Below are 18131 nucleotides of genomic sequence, written 5' to 3'. Positions count from 1 at the left end.
AAGGAAAGGACGAACCGGCGGTGAGAAGCTTTCGGCATGGTGGACAAGTCGACGACGCGGCACGTTCCGCCGGATGTCTGCCGGAGGAGCTGACGGACTTCAGCGCGGCGATCAACCCGCTGGGACCGCCCAGCGGCGCGCTGCATGCCGCCGCGTGCGCGTTGGACCGCATCGAACATTACCCCGATCCGTTTTGTCGGTCGCTTGCTTCGGCGCTCGCCCGCTTTCACAGTGTTGATGCCGATCGAGTCGTCTGCGGCAACGGCAGCAGCGAACTCCTCTACGCGCTGCCGAAGGTGTTTTCGCCTCGCCGCGTCGTGGTCGTTACACCGTGTTACGTCGACTACTTGGATGTTGCAACGCATCACGACATCGAGCTTGCGAGCATCGCATGTCGGCCGGAGACGGACTTTTCCATCGAGTGGGATGCGTTCGAAGCCGAATTGCAACGGGGCGATCTGGTGATCGTCGGCTTTCCGAACAATCCGACCGGTCGGACGTTTTCGCAAGAAACGTTCTCGGCGATTGTCGAACACCGGCGCGATGTCGATTTCGTCGTCGACGAGGCCTTTGCCGATTTCCTCGAGCCCCAACGATCGTTCGTCGGAACCGACCACGAGAACCTATTGGTCTTGCGGTCGTTGACGAAGTTCTACGCGATTCCCGGGCTTCGCTTGGGATACGCCGTCGGTCCCCGAGAGGTGATCTCGCGTCTGCGGAATTGTTTGCCGCCGTGGTCGGTCAATGCTGTAGCACAGGCCGTCGGTAGCGCGGCACTGGGCGATGAGGCGTATCGCCGAACGACGCGCGACACGATCGCTCGATTGCGTACCGAGCTTTGTACCGACCTGCAACGCGTGCCGGGGTTGCGCGTTTTCCCGTCGGAAGCGAACTACCTGTTGGTACGGACGACCGATCCTCAATGGACGGCAAGACGGTTGTACGCCGAACTGCTTTCACGCCGTATCGTCATCCGTTGCTGCGAGAATATTCCCTGCCTTGACGATTCGTATTTTCGTGTTGCGGTGCGGAACGAAGACGAGAATCGCCGATTGGTCGACGCCCTGCGGGCATGCGTGGGATCTCGCGACGAAGCGGGCGCAGGTTCGTTCATTCGCCGTCGCAAACCGGCGGTGATGCTACAAGGGACGGCTTCGAACGTCGGAAAGAGCGTGTTGGCCGCGGCTTTCTGCCGCATTTTGCTTCAGGAAGGGTATCGGGTAGTTCCCTTCAAGGCGCAAAACATGTCGCTGAACTCGTTCGTTACCCGCGAGGGAGGCGAAATGGGACGTGCGCAGGTGCTCCAGGCGGCGGCTTGTCGCCTCGAGCCCGACGTGCGAATGAACCCGGTTTTGTTGAAACCGAATTCGCAGACCGGCGCCCAGGTGATCGTGCTCGGAAAGCCGGTCGGCAACATGGGTGTTGTCGATTACCTGCAATACAAGCAGACGATCGTCGACACGGTGCGCCGCGCGTACGACGAACTTGCCGCCGACTTCGATGTCGTCGTCATCGAAGGGGCCGGTAGCCCGGCCGAAGTGAATTTGCAGCGACACGATATCGTCAACATGGCGACGGCACGACATGGAGACGCCGCAGTCTACCTCGTCGGCGACATCGATTGCGGCGGTGTGTTCGCCGCATTCGTAGGGACGTACGAACTCCTTCCGCCGACCGATCGACGACGGGTGGCCGGATTCATCATCAATCGTTTTCGTGGCAAGCCGGAGTTGCTCGATGACGCGCTCGCGTTTTTGACACGGCGGACGGGGCGACATGTCCTCGGCGTGGTACCGTACGTGTCGAACTTGGGCCTTCCCGAAGAAGACTCGGTATCGCTCAAATCGCAACGCAGTGCGGCGCCGTCGCCGCAGGACGCACGGACCATGTTGGACGTGGTGCTCGTCGATTTACCGCACATCTCGAATTTCACCGACATCGATCCGTTGCGAGTCGAACCGGACGTTCGGCTTCGCGTCGTTTCGAGCGCGGACGCATTCGGGAACCCCGATGTCGTTGTGCTGCCCGGTTCGAAGAATGTCCAGGCCGACTTGCACTGGCTCAAACACAGCGGACTGGCGGCTCGGATCGTCGAGGCGTATCGCTCGGGGCGAACGTTTCTGGTCGGTGTGTGCGGTGGTTTGCAAATGCTCGGAGGTCGCATTCGTGATGCGGTCGGCGTCGAGTCGCAGGGCACAGAGACGACCGGCTTGGGACTATTGCCGTTGGTTACGGAATATGCCGCCGAAAAGGTACTCACAGCGGTTGCAGCCCGCCATGTGCCCTCGGGGATCGAGATTCACGGATACGAGATTCACCACGGAAGAACCTCGGCCGACGGGTTGCGACCCGCGGTTGTGCGGAGCGACGGAACACCGATCGGATACCAATCGGCCGACGGTCGCATTGTGGCGACGTACTTGCACGGTCTGTTCGATACCGACGCATTTCGGCATTGGTATCTCGACGGCGTGCGGACGGCTTTGGGGCTTGGGGCGATCGGTGAGCGGCGGGCGGTGTACGACATCGAACCGGCTTTGGATCGATTGGCCGATATCGTCCGGGAGTCGGTCGATATGGAACAGATTTTTCGACGGATGGGGCTGCGATGAAACTTGCCGTGTGGTGCATTCCGCTGGCTTTGCTTCTGGATCTCTGTTTGGGAGATCCGCGGTGGATACCGCACCCGGTACGCGGGATCGGGGCCCTTGCGACCTGGGCGGAACGCGCCTGTCGATATGTCGTTCCTTCACCTCGGTTGGCCGGTATGGCTGCGGCGGTAATCGTCGTCGGCATCGCAACAGGCCTTGCATGGTGGCTGATCGAAGTGGCGTTCACGTTTTCTCGCGTTGCCGGCAACCTGTGTGCTGCGGTGGTCGTGTATACGACGATTGCACCTCGCGATCTGGTACACCACGCCTCGATGGTTCGCCGTGCGCTCGATCGTAAAGATCTCGCTCTTGCAAGGCGGCGAGTCGGTTTCTTGGTCGGCAGAGACACCGATCACATGACCGAAACGGAAGTCGTCCGAGCGACCGTCGAAAGCGTTGCCGAAAACTCGGTGGACGGCGTCTTTTCGCCGTTAATGTATGCATTTGTGTTCGGGCCGGTCGGTGCCGTCGCTTATCGCGCGGTCAACACGCTCGATGCGATGTTCGGGTATCGGAACGAACGATACCGCGAGTTCGGATGGGCTTCGGCGAGAATGGACGACGCGCTGAACTTCCTTCCGGCCCGCATGTGCGCTTTTGTGGTGGCGATCGTCGCTTTGCTGGTAGGCGGAAAACCGACCGACGTATTGCGCGCCGTGCGCCGCGACGCGCGACATCATCGCAGCCCGAACGCGGGGTATCCCGAGGCCGCTTTTGCCGGGGCACTGGGTGTTCAACTTGGAGGTCCGGTGAGGCGCGGCGGCGTTCCGGAGGCGATGCCGCTGATGGGGCCTCGCGGACGAACACCACGACAGGAAGATATCGATCGTGCTTCGCGATTGGTGTGGCTAGTCACGTTGACGGCGGTCGTTGCAGGAACCTGGGCAACCTATGCGGCGGGAGGATGGTCATGACACGTGCACTTCCTCGAAATCGCATCCTGTTGATGACCGGTCCCGGTAAGGGAAAAACGACCGCCGCCTTGGGCACGGCGCTTCGAGCCTGGGGACACGGGATGCGCGTGCTCGTCGTGCAGTTCGTCAAGGGGAATCGACGCACCGGGGAATGGGCCGCGTTGGAGAGACTTCCGGGCGTTGCGATCGATGTGGTGGGCAAGGGATTCTTGCCGCGGAACGATTCAGACGCGTTCGCCGAACACGTCGAAGCAGCCCGCGCGGGATTGCAACGGGTTCGCGAGCGAATCGAAAACGAAGAGTTTCACCTAGTGGTCTTGGATGAAGTCGCGTACGCCGCGGCGAGTGGTTTACTGACGGCGGACGACATTCGCAATGTCATCGAAGCGTCGCCGCAGGGGACCGTATTCGTTCTGACCGGGCGGAATGCGCCCGAGGCGTTGGTGCGATTGGCCGATACGGTTTCGGAAATCGCGGACCGAAAGCATGCCTATCGGAACGGCGTCGGACCGCAAGCGGGGGTTGAGTATTGAGCGGCCTGCTCGCTCGGAAAACAGGCCGTGAAACGGTAACAACCGGACGAAGCAAGTTCATGACACGTCGAACACCGTGCCTTTTGATCGCCGGAACGCAGAGCGGCAGCGGCAAGACTACTCTGGCCGTCGGCTTGGCGGCCGCGTTGCGCCGTCGCGGACTTCGCGTTCAGACGTACAAGGTCGGACCCGACTACCTCGACCCGACGTGGTTGACGGCGGCGTCGGGACGCCCGTGTTACAACCTCGACGGATGGATGCAAGGGAGGGAATACGTCACACACCTGTTCGAACGCACGTCGGCCGACGCCGATATCGCCGTGATCGAAGGCGTGATGGGGTTGTTCGACGGCGCTTCCGCCGATGCCGATTCCGGATCGGCGGCCGAGATCGGGCGGTGGTTGGACGCGGATGTTCTTCTTACGGTTCCGGCTGCAGGCGCCGCACGCAGTTTTGCCGCAATCGTCTTGGGCTTCTGCCGATTCGACGAGCGGCTGAGGATTGTCGGCGTCGTTGCCTCGAAAACGGCATCGGTGAAACACGAAGGGATTCTGCGGGAAGCGCTTCAGGCGGCGAAATTGCCTCCGCTGGTCGGCGCAATGCACACCGGGGAGTGTCCCGTTTTGCCCAGCCGACACTTGGGATTGGTGGGGGCCGGATGCGACCGCGCCGACATCCCGTCGTTGGTTTCGCAATTGGGCGAGGCGATCGAACGATGTTGTGACATCGACCGAATGCTGCAATTGCCGAAGGCAAGACGGCGAAGCGAGAGCGATGTGTGCATCGGTGAGAGTGGCGTGTGCGCGACCGGCGAACGTCGATGCGTTGCGGCGGCCTACGACGAAGCATTCCACTTCTACTATCCCGACGTCTTCGACGAGTTGGAGCGACAGGGGTGTGACATTTACTTCTTTTCGCCGTTGCGCAACCAGCGGCTGCCCGACAACGCCGACGCTCTGCTGCTTGGGGGCGGATATCCCGAGGAGCATGCAGCGACCCTGGCGGCGAATACGGCGACGGCAGAATCGATTCGCCGGTTCCACGAGCGAGGATACCCCATCTACGCCGAGTGCGGCGGACTGATCTATCTGTCGCAAGCGATCGTCGATCGACATGGACGGCGACATGCCATGCTGGGGATTTTGCCGGTCGAAACGCGCATGTTGCCCCGCCGAAAAAGGTTGGGCTATGTGGAGACGACGCTTACTGCCGACACGTTCTGGGGCCGTGCCGGAGACTGCCTGCGGGGCCACGAATTTCATTACGCCGAGTTGACTGCCGACCCTTCCAAGTCGCCGGGCTGGCAGGCGGTGTATCGCCGGCGATTTCGCGACGGCGAAACGTCGGAACCGGAAGGGTTTTGGTATCGCGAGCGAAACACGTTGGCAAGTTTCGTGCATCTGCATGTGGCGGCCGCGCCGGGAGCGATCGAGCGTTTCGTGGCGTGGCTGAAAGCGTGCGGCCGGAGTTGCGCACCCGTCACCCGAAAGACGAACGGCGACCATCGGCCCGCGGCTTGGCGAACTCGATGGATGGAATTGCCCGGGAAAAACGTAGACGCGAGGAGCGATCCTGAATGAAACGTGAGCGGGAAGCTGGGGCGAACACGACGGGCACGTTGTGGATCGTCGGCGAGGAACCGGAATCGCTTGCCGTTGGCCGGCTGTTCGCAGAAACCGGTGCGCGGATTCGCACGACGTTGTTGCCGTCAAACGGTTCAGCGCAACCCGGTGCCCCGACGTTCGACGCTGAACGATACGCTTGGGACGACGTCTCGCTGGTGTTGTGGGTCGGGGAGAGGACGCCCGCGGCGTCGGCCGTTTGCCGAGCGGCAGGCGAGAGAGGCGTGCCCGTTCGACAGGTACGGTTTATGGCCGACATGATGAACGAATCGGCGGCGGCAACCGAAACTCTTTGCGATTGCGAGAAGCACGTCGATGTCCGCGGCCCGGCGGCGTCGAAAGCATCGGGCGAGTTGATCTTGGTCGGTGCGGGACCGGGGGATGCGCGGTTGGTGACGCTCGCTGCGATCGAAGCGTTGCAGCGTGCAGACGTCGTTCTGTATGACCGACTCGTGTCGTCTGCGCTGCTGCGATACGCCCCGCAGGCGGAACACGTGCCCGTGGGACGTCACGAAGCGGGCAAGGTCGCCGAGACGCACGCCGCCATCGACCGGCGAATTGTCGAAGAAGCCTCCGCCGGACGCTGCGTCGTACGACTGAAAGGCGGAGATCCGCTCGTGTTCGGACGCGCCGCCCAAGAGTTGGAGGTCGCCAGAAAACACGGGATTCCGTGTTCGATCGTGCCGGGGGTAACGTCGGCTTGTGCCGCCGCGGCCGAGGAGGAGTTTCCGTTGACGGCTCGGGGGACGGCGGGCGCGGTCGTCTTCGTGACCGGGCATCGCATGCACGGGGTGCCTGAACCACGCTGGGAGTTGCTCGCCCGGAGCAATGAAACGCTCGTGGTGTACATGGGAGCGGCACGCGCGGCCGAGATTGCCCGTCGATTGATCGAAGGAGGCCGATCACCGAACGAGCCGACGGCGATCGTCCATGCGGCCTCTCGCGCGGAACAACGTGTTCGATATCAACGACTACAGGAACTGATCGACGGGAGCCTCACGGCGGCTTGTAAGCCTCCGTGTGTCATTGTGATCGGTCCCGTCGTGCGATTGGGGAAGAACTGTCCTGCCGAACTGGGTGGGGCGGTTTCCGATAGGTCCGAGGAATGCGTCTCTTTTGCAGAAAGGAGGGTAGACGCATGAAGGACAAGAAGACCGTGGAGAAACGGCGCATCATCGCCTATCGGCGAAGTTGCTCCGTGAAAGGCACCGGCTTGTCGCATTACATCATGATGCGGAAGAAGTAGTGCCTTGATCTCCGCTCGCCGGGTCGGGGTCTGCGGGCGCCGATCCGGCACCCTTTTCGACACGAACCGAAACCCGATCCAGTAATCAGGGAGCATGAATAATGAGTTCGATACTTCCGTCCTCGCGGGGACGCCTCGCGAATACCGGCCTGGGAATGCGATTGGTGCCTTTGGATATCGGCCACAACGAATACATGGCCGTTGTCGATCCCGAGACCGCCTTTTGGGCTCTCACGCCCCGCGACGAATTGGCCGAGACCCTTTGCGGCGGGCCGTTGCTTGAAGAGCCGGCGGCGAAGCGGGAAATTCTTCGCGACGAAATCGAGGGAATGCGGTTCCGATTGACGCCGATGGCGGTCTATTTCAACGCCACCGACCGTTGCAACCTCGATTGCACCTATTGTTACATTCCGCAAGAGATGCGCCGCAACGGGTGTCACATGTCGGCCGACGAGCTGTGCCGCGCTTTGACGATTCTTCGAGACTATTTTGCCGAAAACCTTCCGGCCGGCCGCAAACCGGACGTTATTTTCCACGGCGCCGAACCGCTACTCAATCGCGAGGCCGTATTCACCGGGATCGATCGATTTGCCGATGATTTCCGCTTCGGGATCCAGACCAACGGCACGTTGTTGGACGACGAAGCAATCGCGTTTCTGACGAGTCGAAAGGTGGGGATCGGCTTGTCTCTCGACGGTCACGAAGACGCGGTCGCCGACCGCACGCGGAAGACATGGGGCGGAGCAGGCACGTTCGCTTCCATCGACGGCCTCTTCGAAAAGCTCCGAGGATATCCCAACTACAACGTGCTGTGCACGGTCACGAAAGAGAACATGACTTCGTTGATTGAGTTGGTCGACTACCTGCACGCAAGGCACGTGCCGGTGTGCATGCTCAATCCGCTTCGCTGCACCAGCCCGGCGGCGCGACCGTTGAAGCCCGAAGATGCCGAGCTTGTACCGCACTACTTGCGGGCGTTGGAAAGGACGCACGAACTGTTCCGCGAAACCGGGCGCAAGTTGGTCGTCGCGAACTTCGCCAACATCGTGCTGTCGATCGTCGCACCGACGGCACGTCGGCTGTTATGCGACATTTCGCCGTGCGGCGGCGGACGAGCCTTTTTCGCTGTCGCGGCCGACGGCGGATTGTTTCCGTGCAGCGAATTCATCGGACTTTCCGAATTTCGCGGCGGAAATCTCTTCACCGACAAAATCGACGATGTCTTGCGCAGCGAGGCGTTCCGTACGGTGACGGAACGAAAAGTGGAAGATATCGCCGGATGTGCAACTTGTGCGATTCGGCACTTCTGCGGTTCACCGTGTCCGGCCGAGGCGCATGAAATGAACGGTTCGATGCAGGCCCCCGGGGCCTTTTGTGAACTCTACGAGGAACAGGTTCGATACGCGTTTCGGTTGATTGCCGACGGCCGTGAGACCGATTTCCTCTTGGACGATTGGGATGTCGATACGGAGAAGACGATCGACATCGGGGCCTGCTGATACCGACGACCGATACGAGACGAACCATGAAGCGACAACCAAGAATGCGGGCCTTGATGAACTCGCCGAAAAACGGAAGCGACATCGAGGCGATGTCCTTTCGGTTTATCGATGAATCGGCCGATCGAGACGCTTTCGACGACGAGCAGTGGCCGATCGTTCGTCGCATGATACATGCTGCGGGCGATCCGAGTCTCGCGGCACAGGTGCGGATATCCGCCGATGCCGTCGACGCCGGAATCCGGGCGTTGCGCGAAGGACGACCGTTGTACGTCGATACGAACATGGTTCGAGCAGGCTTGTCGTCGGCACGACTGCGACGGGCCTGCGCGAGCGGGAGAATCTCACCGATCTATTGCTTTGTCGGAGACGCCGACGTTGCCGACGAAGCCGCGCAGCTGGGACTGCCGAGGGCGGTTGCGGCGGTGCGCAAGGCGCGTCCGATTCTCGATGGTGCCGTCGTGGTGATTGGGAACTCGCCGACGGCCTTGCTGGAGGTCAACCGCCTGATCATCGAGGAAGGAGTCGGCCCGGCGATCGTGATCGGCGTTCCCGTCGGATTCGTTCACGTCGAGGAGAGCAAGAACGAACTGATGGAACTCGATGTTCCGTATATCAGCGTGCGGGGCACACGAGGCGGGAGCCCTCTCGCCGTAGCGGCCGTGCATGCGCTGGCCGAGGCTGCCGTGGCCGCACACAAGCCGGGTGCGGGGAGAGCCGGCGAATTCGAAGCCGTCGTCTTGCTGGGGCACGGCAGCCGGGTTGCAACCGCAAATGCTGCAATGTGCCGAATCGCTGAGGAGCTGGGGCGCCGGCGAGGGATTCCGGTGTTCGCGTGCAACATGTCGCAGCGTCCGCCGTACCTTGCCGAGACGTTGGCCCGCTGTGTAGAAGCGGACGCCCGCCGGGTGTTGGTCTTGCCTTACTTCGTGAACGAAGGCGTCCATGTGAAGGCCGACATTCCACGTTTGTTACAGGCCGAAGCGGCCAAGTACAGGAACCTGCGCATCGTCTTGGGACCGAATTTAGGCTACGACCCGGTGTTGGTGAACCTGGTGGAAAAACGCATGAGCGAGGCGGCACACATGCCCGATGTTCGTGCACTCGAGATTCCGGACGAAGACGAGATCGTCGACGATACCCAATCGGTCGGCGGAAGTGGGAATGCATGCTTCAGCAAGACGGAAAGGTAGAGACCACAAGTGAATCGAGTTGTCTTCCGATCGAAAAAATGGAAAACCGGCGTTTTTCCAGGGGCGACAGCAATTATGGCGATTGCGGGCGTGCTTTGTACTGCGCGGCCGGCTTTCGCCATGCACATCGCCGAAGGGATCCTGCCGGGGAGTTGGGCCGGGCTGTGGGGGGCGGCCGTGTTGCCGTTTCTGTACTTCGGTACGCAACGGATTCGTATCGTTGTCCGCCGTTCGCCCCGATTCAAGACCTTCTTGGCTTTGGTCGGGGCGGGTGTGTTCGTGATTTCGTGCATGCCCATCCCCGTGCCGGTCGTCGGTTCGTGTTCGCATCCGTGCGGAACCGGCTTGGCGGCGATCCTCGTGGGGCCGGGGCCCGCCGTCGTCTTGGCGATGATTGCGTTGTTTTTTCAAGCGATGTTCCTGGCACACGGCGGTCTGACCACGTTGGGGGCCAATATATTCACGATGGGCGTTTGCGGTGCGTGTGCGGGGTACGTCGTCTTTCGGATCGCATCGGCATGCCGTGTACCGGAAACTGCGGCGGCGTTCTTGGCGGGCGTGATCTCGGACTGGGCTACGTACACCGCGACGGCGCTGGTATTGGCCCTTTCCCTTCACGGCGACGCGCCATGGTTGCCTCTGTTCTGGGGGATCCTCGTGGCATTCATTCCGACGCAGTTGCCGTTGGGAATCGTAGAGGGCGTGCTTTCGGCCGGCGCGTACGCATTCGTTTCGGCGAGATCGCCCGAGTTGTTGGCGTTCGGGAAGTTGTCGGACGCGGCAGCGTAATGGGAATCGTTGAGAAGAATCGAAGAAATGGGGGCCGACGATGCAAAACGTCGTGAACGAACCGAAACCGAAAAGGCACGCCAGCCGTGTTCGAAATGCGTTACGACGCGCGATCGTCGCCGGGTTGGTCGGCGCGAGTCTTGCTTGGAGCGTTTCCTCTCACAGGTGTGCCGCGGAAAAATGGCACGGCGTCGATGAAACGGTCGTCGAACGATTTGCGGAAAGCGCGGGACGTGCCCCGGCCGATCCGCTGCTCAACACGGATCAAGGCGATTTGTTGCTGTTCGTGTTCTTGATCGCCGGAACGATCGGCGGATTCATCGCCGGTTATTCGTGGGCGTCGCTATTTCCCATCAATCGCGATTCGACGGACGAATGACCGATGGGCGGACGGCACCTTCATCTGCCGGTTTCGGCCGAGCGAAATCGGTTTGGAATGGACGCACGACTGAAGATCGTGATTGTCGTCCTGTTGCTCGTCGCCGCGCTGAACGCATCGAATCCGTTGTTTGCAGGGGTTGTGTGGGGGCTTGCGGTTGGAGGATTGCGGGCCGTTGGGATACCGGCAGCGAGGATCACTCGGCGTTTCATCGCCCTTTCGGTCGCCGTCGGGGTCGTCGCAGCGTTGCAAATCTTCATGGTAGGGAAGTCGCCGCTTTGGCAATTCGGCGCGGGCGATTGGCGAATATGCGTGTTTCGGGAGGGAACCGCTGCCGCAGTGAGAACGGCAGCACGGGTGTTTTGTGGAACATCTCTGCTGATGTTGCTCGTCGCCTCGACGCCGATGCCCGCTCTTTTGAAGGCGCTGCACTGGTTTCGCGTTCCCGAGACGTGGCTCGAACTGGTGTGGCTTACGTATCGCGCCGTCGTCACGCTGGGCGAAGACGGCGTCCGCGTCTTCGAAGCACAACGATTGAGGCTGGGGTATGCCTCGGTGAGGACGGGGACTCGCTCATTGGCACGCTTGGCGGGGGTGATTTTGGTACGCGCATTTTCTCGATCGGCCGACATGTACGACGCGATGGTCGTCCGAGGGTACACCGGCGAGTTTCGTTGCGAGCCGCCCGAGAAAATAGAGATCAGCCAGTGGGCGAGGTTTTGTGCCGTCGTTTCGATTGCCGCGATCTTGTTCATCGCGTGCGAAGTTTGGTGAGCGGACCGATGGAACCACAAGTCGCGATTGAATTCGACGCCGTTTCGTTCGCCTATCGTAAAGCGCGACCCGTGTTGCGCGGTGCGCAGTTGTCGGTTCCGCGGGGCAGTTTTTGCACGCTGTTGGGAGCCAACGGATCCGGAAAGACAACAGTCCTGAAGCTGGCTGCCGGGCTGTTGACACCGCGTGAGGGTTCCATTCGCTTGGGCGGCGAAAACGTATCGAAGATGGATCCGGCGGCACGGTGTCGGCGACTCGGATTCCTTTTCCAGAACCCGGGCGATCAATTGTTCGGTCTGACGGTGGAGGACGACGTGGCCTTCGGCCCCCGGAATCTCGGCCTTGCGCACGACGAAATCGTTGAACGCACCCGCACGGCGCTGGCGATGGTCGGTGCTTCGCACTTGTTGAGGCGTTCCATCGACGGTTTGAGTTTTGGAGAGCAGCGTCGGGCGGCGTTGGCCGGTGTGCTCGCCATGCAACCGGAAATTCTCTTATTGGACGAGGTGACCGCAGGCCTTGATCCACGCGGTGAGATCGAGATTTTGCGGTTGTTGGTCTCCTTGTCGCGTCGTTGCGGAATGACGCTCGTGCTGGCTACGCATTCGATCGATACCGTGCCGCTGGTGGCCGATGTCGTTGCCGTGTTGCACGATGGTCGGTTCCAAGCCGCCGGAACGCCGGCAGAGATCTTGGGACGCGTGGATCTGCTCGAGCGCGCGGGGTTACGGCCGCCTTACATCACGCAATGTTTCGATCGATTTTTCAGGGAAGCAGATATGAAGCGACGGCCACCGCTGACGGTGGAGGAGGGGATTTCTGAACTGCATTCGTTGTTCGGAAACCGTCGCGCCGACGATACGACTCCGGTTTGTGAATCGGAGCGTGAGTAAACCGAATTTGGGGAGAGGTTCGCGAGACGAATCGGATGACAAACGGCAACGTTCAGGAAACACCGCGATTGCGAGGCGGATTTACGACCGGTACTTGTGCTGCCGCCGCCGCAAAAGCGGCCGCGCTGGTGCTTTGCGGTCGTTGTTGCGAGGTTCGTGAAGTCGACGTGGCCTTGCTCGACGGAACCCGCGCGACGTTGCCCGTCGAGCGCGCAACATTGGTCGATGGGCGAGGCGTTGCCGTCGTGCGAAAGGATGCCGGAGACGATCCCGACGTGACGCACGGTGCACAAATTTTGGCGATCGTGCGGTTTGCCGAGGGTGGTGATATCGTGTTTCGGGCGGGAGAGGGCGTCGGAACCGTGACCAAGCCCGGTCTGAGCATGCCGCCGGGAGAACCGGCAATCAATCGAGGTCCGCGGGAAATGATCTGCCGGGCTCTGCGCGAAGTCACGATACGCCCACTTGTCGTGACGATTTCGATCCCCGGCGGCGAGGGCTTGGCCGAGAAGACGTTCAATCCGCGGTTGGGCATCGTAGGCGGATTGTCGATCCTCGGGACCACGGGCAGAGTGCGACCTTTCAGTTGCCGGGCCCTTCGCTGTGCGATTTCCTGTGCTTTTTCCGTGGCAAAAGAGGCCGGCGTGACGACTCCTGTTTTGGTTCCGGGAAACATCGGTGAGAAATCGGTGCGGCGTTTCTACCGCCTTACCGACGAGCAGGTGATTTCTGTCGGAAACGAGTGGTCTACAGCCTTCGATTGCCTGGAAGATATGTCGGCAACGGCCGTGTTGCTTTGGGGACATCCGGGGAAACTGGCCAAGTTGGCAATCGGCGCCTGGGACACCCATTCGTCTCGTTCCCCGTCGGCCGTCGAGGCATTGCGAAGGTTGTTTCCGGAGCATGACTTCAAGGAAGTTGCGACCGCCGAAAGCTTCTTCGCCGGCTTGGAGCCGAAGCAGCGTCGAACCTATGCCGAGCGCACTGCGCGGACGATTGCCCGCCGGGTCGGCGAACGCGCGTCGGGGCAGGTGCCGATCGCCGTGGGATTGATCGATTTGCAAGGTGAGGTATTGGGATATCACGGACCGATGGGAAGATGGACGAAAGCGAACACGATCGAATAGATATTGTCGGTTGCGGACCGGCAGGCGAAGAGTTCCTGACTTTTGCCGCAAAACGGGTGATCGAGGAAGCAGATGTGGTCGCGGGAACGCCGCGGCTGGTCGAAGCGTACGCGCAACCGCACCAGGAACGGCTTCCGCTCCACGGCGACTACCGGCAGGCGTTACGAACGTTGGAACAAAAAGCGGCGGGACGCCGCACGGTTTTGCTCGTAACGGGTGATCCGGGGATTTGCAGCCTCGCCCGACTGGCGATCGAACAATTCGGCTTTCAACGGTGTCGCGTGATTCCGGGGATCAGTTCCGTGCAGCTGGCCTTTGCGAGGTTCGGTCTCGATTGGACGGATGCTCGTATTGTGAGTGCCCATGCGTCGATATCCGACCTGAAAGACGAGCAGCCCGAGCGGTACTCTCGAATTGCTGTATTGGCCGGGCGATCGGGCGCCTGGCCGACGATCGCTGCATTTGCCGAGCGTGCCGGAGAACGACGAGTATTCGTCTGCGAAGAACTGGGAACCGTCGATGAGCGTATCGATGAAGTCTCGCTCGACCGACTGCGGAGAGGCCGGTTTTCCGAGCGATCGATCGTGCTGATCCTCGATCCGAACGTCTTGCATTCGCAGGAACCGTCGAAGGTAGAAACGGCACTCAGGTGTCACCAGCAGGAAACAAACCCATGAAACGAGGAACCCTATACGGAATCGGCATCGGGCCGGGGGATCCCGAACTGATCACCGTCAAAGGTGCCGCAATCCTGAACGCGTGTCGTCACGTCGTCGTACCGAAAGCCTCGGAAACGGCGGACAGCGTTGCGCTGAATATTGTGCGAACGTATCTAGCGAAGGACGCCGTCGTGCACGAGTGTGTCTTTCCGATGAGTCGCGACCGCCACGTATTGCAAACCCGGTGGCGCAAGGCGGCGTTGTTGGTGGCCGAGCTGACTGCCGACGGTCACGATGTGGCATTTGTCACACTCGGCGATCCGCTGTTGTATTCGACGTACATCTATTTGTTTAAAGCCGTGCGGGAAATCGTACCGGAACTCAACGTCGTTACCGTTCCGGGCGTGTCGGCATTCAATGCCGTTGCGGCCGCAGCCCATTTTCCCGTGGGCCGCGGCAAGGAGCCGGTGCACATCTTTCCCGCTGCCGACAACCCGCAGGCCTTGCAGTCGGCCGTGAACGCTTCGGGAACGGTCGTCTTGATGAAGATCGGGAAACGCCTTCCACAGGTTCTCGAATCCGTCGCCGTTGCGGACCGGCCGGTCGAAGCCGTATTCGGGGCCCACGTGGGCATGGAAAACGAGTACGTCGAGCATGATCTCGAACGTTTGCGGCAGGCCGCTGCCGACGTGGGGTATTTGTCGACCATGATCTTGCACGCCAAGCCGCGGGAGAAGAAATCGTGAAGGTGTATTTCGTAGGTGCCGGGCCCGGATCACCGGATTTGCTGACGCGCAAGGCCGAAGCCTTGTTGCGATCGGCCCGCAAGTGCATCTATGCCGGATCGCTGGTGTCGCCGGCCGTTTTGGATCTCATTCCTCATGACGCGGAGCGATACGATTCGGCCGGCATGACGCTCCCCCAGATTGTCGAGGTGATTCTGGACGCCCGGCGACGAAACGAAGACGTCGTGCGATTGCACTCAGGCGATCCGGCGATTTACGGGGCGATTGCCGAGCAAATTGCGGAACTGAACCGACGCGGAATCGATTACGAGGTCGTGCCCGGCGTCAGTTCGTTTCAAGCGGCCGCGGCCGCGCTCGGGTGGGAATTGACCCTGCCGGAGATTAGTCAAAGCATCGTCCTTACACGAACCGAGGGACGGACGACACTCCCGCCGGGCCAAACCCTGGAGTCCTTTGCGCAAACCGGTGCGACGTTGTGTTTGTTCCTTTCGGTGCACCGTTTGCGCGAGCATGCCGAGCGATTGATTCCGTACTACGGTCGCGATTGTCCGACGGCGGTCGTGTATCACGCTTCGTGGCCCGATCAGAAAATCGTACGCGGTACATTGGCCGACATCGCAGAACGAACGGCGGCCGAGGGAATCGAGCGAACGGCGATGATCATCGTCCGTCCGGGCGAAACGAACACACGCTCGCGGTTGTACGATCCGGAGTTCGAACACGGTTGCCGAACGAGGGAAGACGATGCCTGATCTGGTGACGCTGTCGGAACGCGGGCTGCGCCTGGCACGATACGTGGCCGAAAGGGTACCCGATTGCACGATCTACGTGCATCGCTCAGCGACCGATCACCAGCGGGTGGTTACGTTTTCCCGTACGGCCGACTTGATGGCCGAACGATTCGGCAAGTCCGACGGTATCGTGTTCATCGGTCCCTGCGGCGTGGCCGTGCGAACGATCGCCCCGCTGGCTCGAAGCAAACTTCGCGATCCGCCGGTGGTCGTCGTCGATGTCGGAGGGCGCTACGTGATCAGCCTTCTAGGTGGGCACGAAGCGGGGGCGAATCGTCTTGCCGTCCAAGTGGCCGACATTCTCGAGGCTGAACCGATCATTACGACCACCACCGAGGCAGCAAAGACCTTGATCGTGGGAATCGGGTGTCGCCGCGGGGTTGCCGCCGACACGATTCTGGACGTTTTGGACGAGGGATTGTCGCGGGTCGGACGTCGCCGCGAGGAAATTCGCTTTTTCGCCACCGCCGACATCAAGGCCGAGGAGCCCGGAATCCGCCGCGTAGCCGACAGGTTGGGGGTTCCGATCAGGATTATTTCGTCGCAGGCGATTCGAGAGTGTCGGCGGCCGGTGAACGTGTCGGAACTCGCGTTGGACAAAGTCGGACTACCCGCCGTCGCCGAACCGACGGCGTTGCTGGCCGGAAGGAGGACGAAGCTATTAGTACCGGTAATAAAGAAACAAGGAGTCACGGTGGCGATCGCCGAGGAAAATTGTTCGTGGTAGGGCTGGGGCCGGGGGGGGCCGCCGATCGCACTGCGCGGGCCGAAGCAGCCTTGAGGGCCAGTGAGGTGATCGTCGGTTATCGCCGCTACATGGAATATGTTGCCGACGTGATTGCGGGAAAGGAGACACATGCGTTCGGCATGCGGCACGAAACCGAACGCTGTCGCAAGGCGCTTGCGTGCGCTGCGGCCGGGAAGACGGTTGCTCTCGTCTGCTCGGGCGACGCCGGCATCTACGGGATGGCCGGCTTGACGCTCGAAATGGCCGACGAAACGGGCTGGGAAGTGGATATCGAAATCGTCCCCGGGGTGACGGCGGCCGGCGCGGCGGCTGCTCTCGTCGGAGCACCGCTGACGGCTGACTACGCAGCAATCAGTTTGAGCGATTTGCTCATCCCCTGGGACACGATCCGAAAGCGATTGGAGGCGGTCGCGGCTGCCGACCTGGTGGTCGCGTTGTACAATCCGCGATCTCGCGGTCGGAAGAAGCAGTTCGATGAAGCGATGGAGATTCTCCGACGCTACCGGAGTGTTTCAGTTCCCGTGGCTGTCGCTACGGCGATGGGATCGAATGAGCAACGAGTGTGCATCACGACGTTGGGCGAGATCGATCCGGAACAAGTCGACATGCGGACGATCGTCATCGTGGGAAACTCGCAGTCCCGAGTCTTGTCGTCCGGTCGATTCGTGACGTCTCGGGGGTATCGGCTGTGATTTTTCTGATAGGCGGTACGTCCGAATCGCTTCCCATCGCCCGCCGATTGGCTGCCCGCGGGATGCCCGTCTTACTGTCGACGGCAACGGACCTCCCGCTGAACGAACCTCTGCCGCAAGGTGTACAGCGTCGAATCGGTCGCTTGGACGCCGAGGGAATGGTCCGTGTGATCCGCGAGTTCAATTGTCGGGTCGTGGTGGATGCGAGCCATCCGTATGCCGAGGAAGTGTCACGGCAAGCTGCGGCGGCGGCACAAAAGGCGGGTGTGCCTTATACGGCATACGATCGACCGTCGGCTGTTCCACCGGCGGCGGCTGTCATTCGTGTCGTTGACCACGTGGAGGCTGCCCGAACGGCTTGTAGGTTCAAAGATCCCATATTGTTGACGATTGGGACGAACCACCTGGCACCGTATGTCACCGAAGCCCGTCGGGGGGCGGTGCGATTGGTCGTTCGCATTCTCGATGTTCCCGAATCGTGGATGCGGTGTCGTCGTCTCGGGCTGAAGGCCGACGACATCGTGGCCGGTCGGGGAAGCCTGGGATATGATCAGATGATCGACCTACTGAGGAGCCGACGGATCGGGGTTTTGGTGACGAAAGACAGCGGACTTGAAGGTGGGGTTCCGATCAAGCTGAAAGCCGCCGAGGCGACGGAATGCCGCGTGGTGGTGATCGAGCGGCCGCCGCGTCCACAACCGATCTTCAACGATATTGCCGCGTTGATCGACGCCGTCGAACGTGCTTGCGGCGACGGGCGATGTTCCCTCGGTTGTCGTGGTCGGTCGCCCCAAGTCTAGAAAAGCATCGTTTCCGATGTGCTTTTTCGCCCTGACATGGAAAACGCCGTTCGACCTCGAGTGGGCATTGTGCGC

The 18131-nt window shown here is 61.1% G+C and carries 19 protein-coding genes; all 19 read left to right on the top strand.

Annotated features, from left to right (window positions below; genetic code table 11):
* Positions 1-20 precede the first annotated feature (20 nt).
* The 19 genes from ACYQ2I_RS15240 (at position 21) to cobK (ending at position 18056) form a co-directional block, all read left to right on the top strand.
* Positions 21-2612 (top strand): cobyric acid synthase, encoded by a 2592-nt coding sequence (locus ACYQ2I_RS15240; protein WP_460167886.1) that lies wholly within the window; start codon positions 21-23, stop codon positions 2610-2612.
* Positions 2609-3565 (top strand): adenosylcobinamide-phosphate synthase CbiB, encoded by a 957-nt coding sequence (cbiB, locus tag ACYQ2I_RS15235; protein WP_460167885.1) that lies wholly within the window; start codon positions 2609-2611, stop codon positions 3563-3565. The genes ACYQ2I_RS15240 and cbiB overlap by 4 nt, the downstream gene beginning before the upstream one ends.
* Complete coding sequence (locus ACYQ2I_RS15230; protein ID WP_460167884.1) at positions 3562-4098, top strand: cob(I)yrinic acid a,c-diamide adenosyltransferase; 537 nt, start codon at positions 3562-3564, stop codon at positions 4096-4098. Before cbiB ends, ACYQ2I_RS15230 begins: the two co-directional genes overlap by 4 nt.
* A gap of 59 nt (positions 4099-4157) precedes the next feature.
* The gene (locus ACYQ2I_RS15225) at positions 4158-5678 is read left to right on the top strand and encodes a cobyrinic acid a,c-diamide synthase CobB (protein ID WP_460167883.1); all 1521 of its coding nucleotides are present in this window, start codon (positions 4158-4160) and stop codon (positions 5676-5678) included.
* Complete coding sequence (gene cobA, locus ACYQ2I_RS15220) at positions 5675-6862, top strand: uroporphyrinogen-III C-methyltransferase (protein WP_460167882.1); 1188 nt, start codon at positions 5675-5677, stop codon at positions 6860-6862. The genes ACYQ2I_RS15225 and cobA overlap by 4 nt, the downstream gene beginning before the upstream one ends.
* Complete coding sequence (gene cbpA / locus ACYQ2I_RS15215) at positions 6859-6966, top strand: modified peptide precursor CbpA (RefSeq protein ID WP_460167881.1); 108 nt, start codon at positions 6859-6861, stop codon at positions 6964-6966. The genes cobA and cbpA overlap by 4 nt, the downstream gene beginning before the upstream one ends.
* A 101-nt stretch (positions 6967-7067) precedes the next feature.
* On the top strand, positions 7068-8465 hold the full coding sequence (cbpB, locus tag ACYQ2I_RS15210; RefSeq protein ID WP_460167880.1) for a peptide-modifying radical SAM enzyme CbpB: 1398 nt from the start codon (positions 7068-7070) through the stop codon (positions 8463-8465).
* A gap of 26 nt (positions 8466-8491) precedes the next feature.
* A complete protein-coding gene (locus tag ACYQ2I_RS15205; protein ID WP_460167879.1) occupies positions 8492-9658 on the top strand; it encodes a precorrin-8X methylmutase in 1167 nt (388 codons plus the stop codon).
* A gap of 90 nt (positions 9659-9748) precedes the next feature.
* Positions 9749-10447 (top strand): energy-coupling factor ABC transporter permease, encoded by a 699-nt coding sequence (locus tag ACYQ2I_RS15200; protein ID WP_460167878.1) that lies wholly within the window; start codon positions 9749-9751, stop codon positions 10445-10447.
* Between the two features lie 52 nt (positions 10448-10499).
* The gene (locus ACYQ2I_RS15195) at positions 10500-10826 is read left to right on the top strand and encodes a hypothetical protein (protein ID WP_460167877.1); all 327 of its coding nucleotides are present in this window, start codon (positions 10500-10502) and stop codon (positions 10824-10826) included.
* A gap of 3 nt (positions 10827-10829) precedes the next feature.
* Positions 10830-11600, top strand: coding sequence for a cobalt ECF transporter T component CbiQ (gene cbiQ / locus ACYQ2I_RS15190; RefSeq protein ID WP_460167876.1), 771 nt, complete (start codon positions 10830-10832; stop codon positions 11598-11600).
* 8 nt (positions 11601-11608) lie between these two features.
* The gene (locus ACYQ2I_RS15185; RefSeq protein ID WP_460167875.1) at positions 11609-12493 is read left to right on the top strand and encodes an energy-coupling factor ABC transporter ATP-binding protein; all 885 of its coding nucleotides are present in this window, start codon (positions 11609-11611) and stop codon (positions 12491-12493) included.
* 35 nt (positions 12494-12528) lie between these two features.
* Positions 12529-13620: a cobalt-precorrin-5B (C(1))-methyltransferase CbiD gene (cbiD, locus tag ACYQ2I_RS15180; protein WP_460167874.1), complete on the top strand. Its 1092-nt coding sequence runs from the start codon at positions 12529-12531 to the stop codon at positions 13618-13620.
* Complete coding sequence (gene cbiE / locus ACYQ2I_RS15175; RefSeq protein ID WP_460167873.1) at positions 13593-14297, top strand: precorrin-6y C5,15-methyltransferase (decarboxylating) subunit CbiE; 705 nt, start codon at positions 13593-13595, stop codon at positions 14295-14297. The genes cbiD and cbiE overlap by 28 nt, the downstream gene beginning before the upstream one ends.
* Complete coding sequence (cobI, locus tag ACYQ2I_RS15170; protein WP_460167872.1) at positions 14294-15025, top strand: precorrin-2 C(20)-methyltransferase; 732 nt, start codon at positions 14294-14296, stop codon at positions 15023-15025. The genes cbiE and cobI overlap by 4 nt, the downstream gene beginning before the upstream one ends.
* Positions 15022-15777, top strand: a complete 756-nt coding sequence (gene cobM, locus ACYQ2I_RS15165) for a precorrin-4 C(11)-methyltransferase (RefSeq protein ID WP_460167871.1) — start codon at positions 15022-15024, stop codon at positions 15775-15777. Before cobI ends, cobM begins: the two co-directional genes overlap by 4 nt.
* Positions 15770-16543 carry a cobalamin biosynthesis protein gene (locus ACYQ2I_RS15160; protein ID WP_460167870.1) on the top strand — a complete coding sequence of 258 codons (774 nt, stop codon included), beginning with the start codon at positions 15770-15772 and terminating at the stop codon, positions 16541-16543. Before cobM ends, ACYQ2I_RS15160 begins: the two co-directional genes overlap by 8 nt.
* Positions 16537-17256: a precorrin-3B C(17)-methyltransferase gene (gene cobJ, locus ACYQ2I_RS15155; RefSeq protein WP_460167869.1), complete on the top strand. Its 720-nt coding sequence runs from the start codon at positions 16537-16539 to the stop codon at positions 17254-17256. Before ACYQ2I_RS15160 ends, cobJ begins: the two co-directional genes overlap by 7 nt.
* Positions 17253-18056: a precorrin-6A reductase gene (cobK, locus tag ACYQ2I_RS15150; RefSeq protein WP_460167868.1), complete on the top strand. Its 804-nt coding sequence runs from the start codon at positions 17253-17255 to the stop codon at positions 18054-18056. The genes cobJ and cobK overlap by 4 nt, the downstream gene beginning before the upstream one ends.
* The last annotated feature ends 75 nt before the right edge of the window (positions 18057-18131 follow it).

Source organism: Thermostilla marina (assembly GCF_054657455.1).
This window is presented reverse-complemented; position numbering and strand designations above follow the sequence as displayed.

Bases quoted from the DNA above. Each gene is read 5' to 3' on its own strand.
- ACYQ2I_RS15205 (WP_460167879.1), top strand. From the start codon at position 8,492: ATGAAGCGACAACCAAGAATGCGGGCCTTGATGAACTCGCCGAAAAAC.
- ACYQ2I_RS15160 (WP_460167870.1), top strand. From the start codon at position 15,770: ATGCCTGATCTGGTGACGCTGTCGGAACGCGGGCTGCGCCTGGCACGA.
- cbiD (WP_460167874.1), top strand. From the start codon at position 12,529: ATGACAAACGGCAACGTTCAGGAAACACCGCGATTGCGAGGCGGATTT.
- ACYQ2I_RS15230 (WP_460167884.1), top strand. From the start codon at position 3,562: ATGACACGTGCACTTCCTCGAAATCGCATCCTGTTGATGACCGGTCCC.
- ACYQ2I_RS15185 (WP_460167875.1), top strand. From the start codon at position 11,609: ATGGAACCACAAGTCGCGATTGAATTCGACGCCGTTTCGTTCGCCTAT.
- ACYQ2I_RS15225 (WP_460167883.1), top strand. From the start codon at position 4,158: ATGACACGTCGAACACCGTGCCTTTTGATCGCCGGAACGCAGAGCGGC.
- cobI (WP_460167872.1), top strand. From the start codon at position 14,294: ATGAAACGAGGAACCCTATACGGAATCGGCATCGGGCCGGGGGATCCC.
- cobA (WP_460167882.1), top strand. From the start codon at position 5,675: ATGAAACGTGAGCGGGAAGCTGGGGCGAACACGACGGGCACGTTGTGG.
- cbiQ (WP_460167876.1), top strand. From the start codon at position 10,830: ATGGGCGGACGGCACCTTCATCTGCCGGTTTCGGCCGAGCGAAATCGG.
- cbpB (WP_460167880.1), top strand. From the start codon at position 7,068: ATGAGTTCGATACTTCCGTCCTCGCGGGGACGCCTCGCGAATACCGGC.
- cbiE (WP_460167873.1), top strand. From the start codon at position 13,593: ATGGACGAAAGCGAACACGATCGAATAGATATTGTCGGTTGCGGACCG.
- cbiB (WP_460167885.1), top strand. From the start codon at position 2,609: ATGAAACTTGCCGTGTGGTGCATTCCGCTGGCTTTGCTTCTGGATCTC.
- cbpA (WP_460167881.1), top strand. From the start codon at position 6,859: ATGAAGGACAAGAAGACCGTGGAGAAACGGCGCATCATCGCCTATCGG.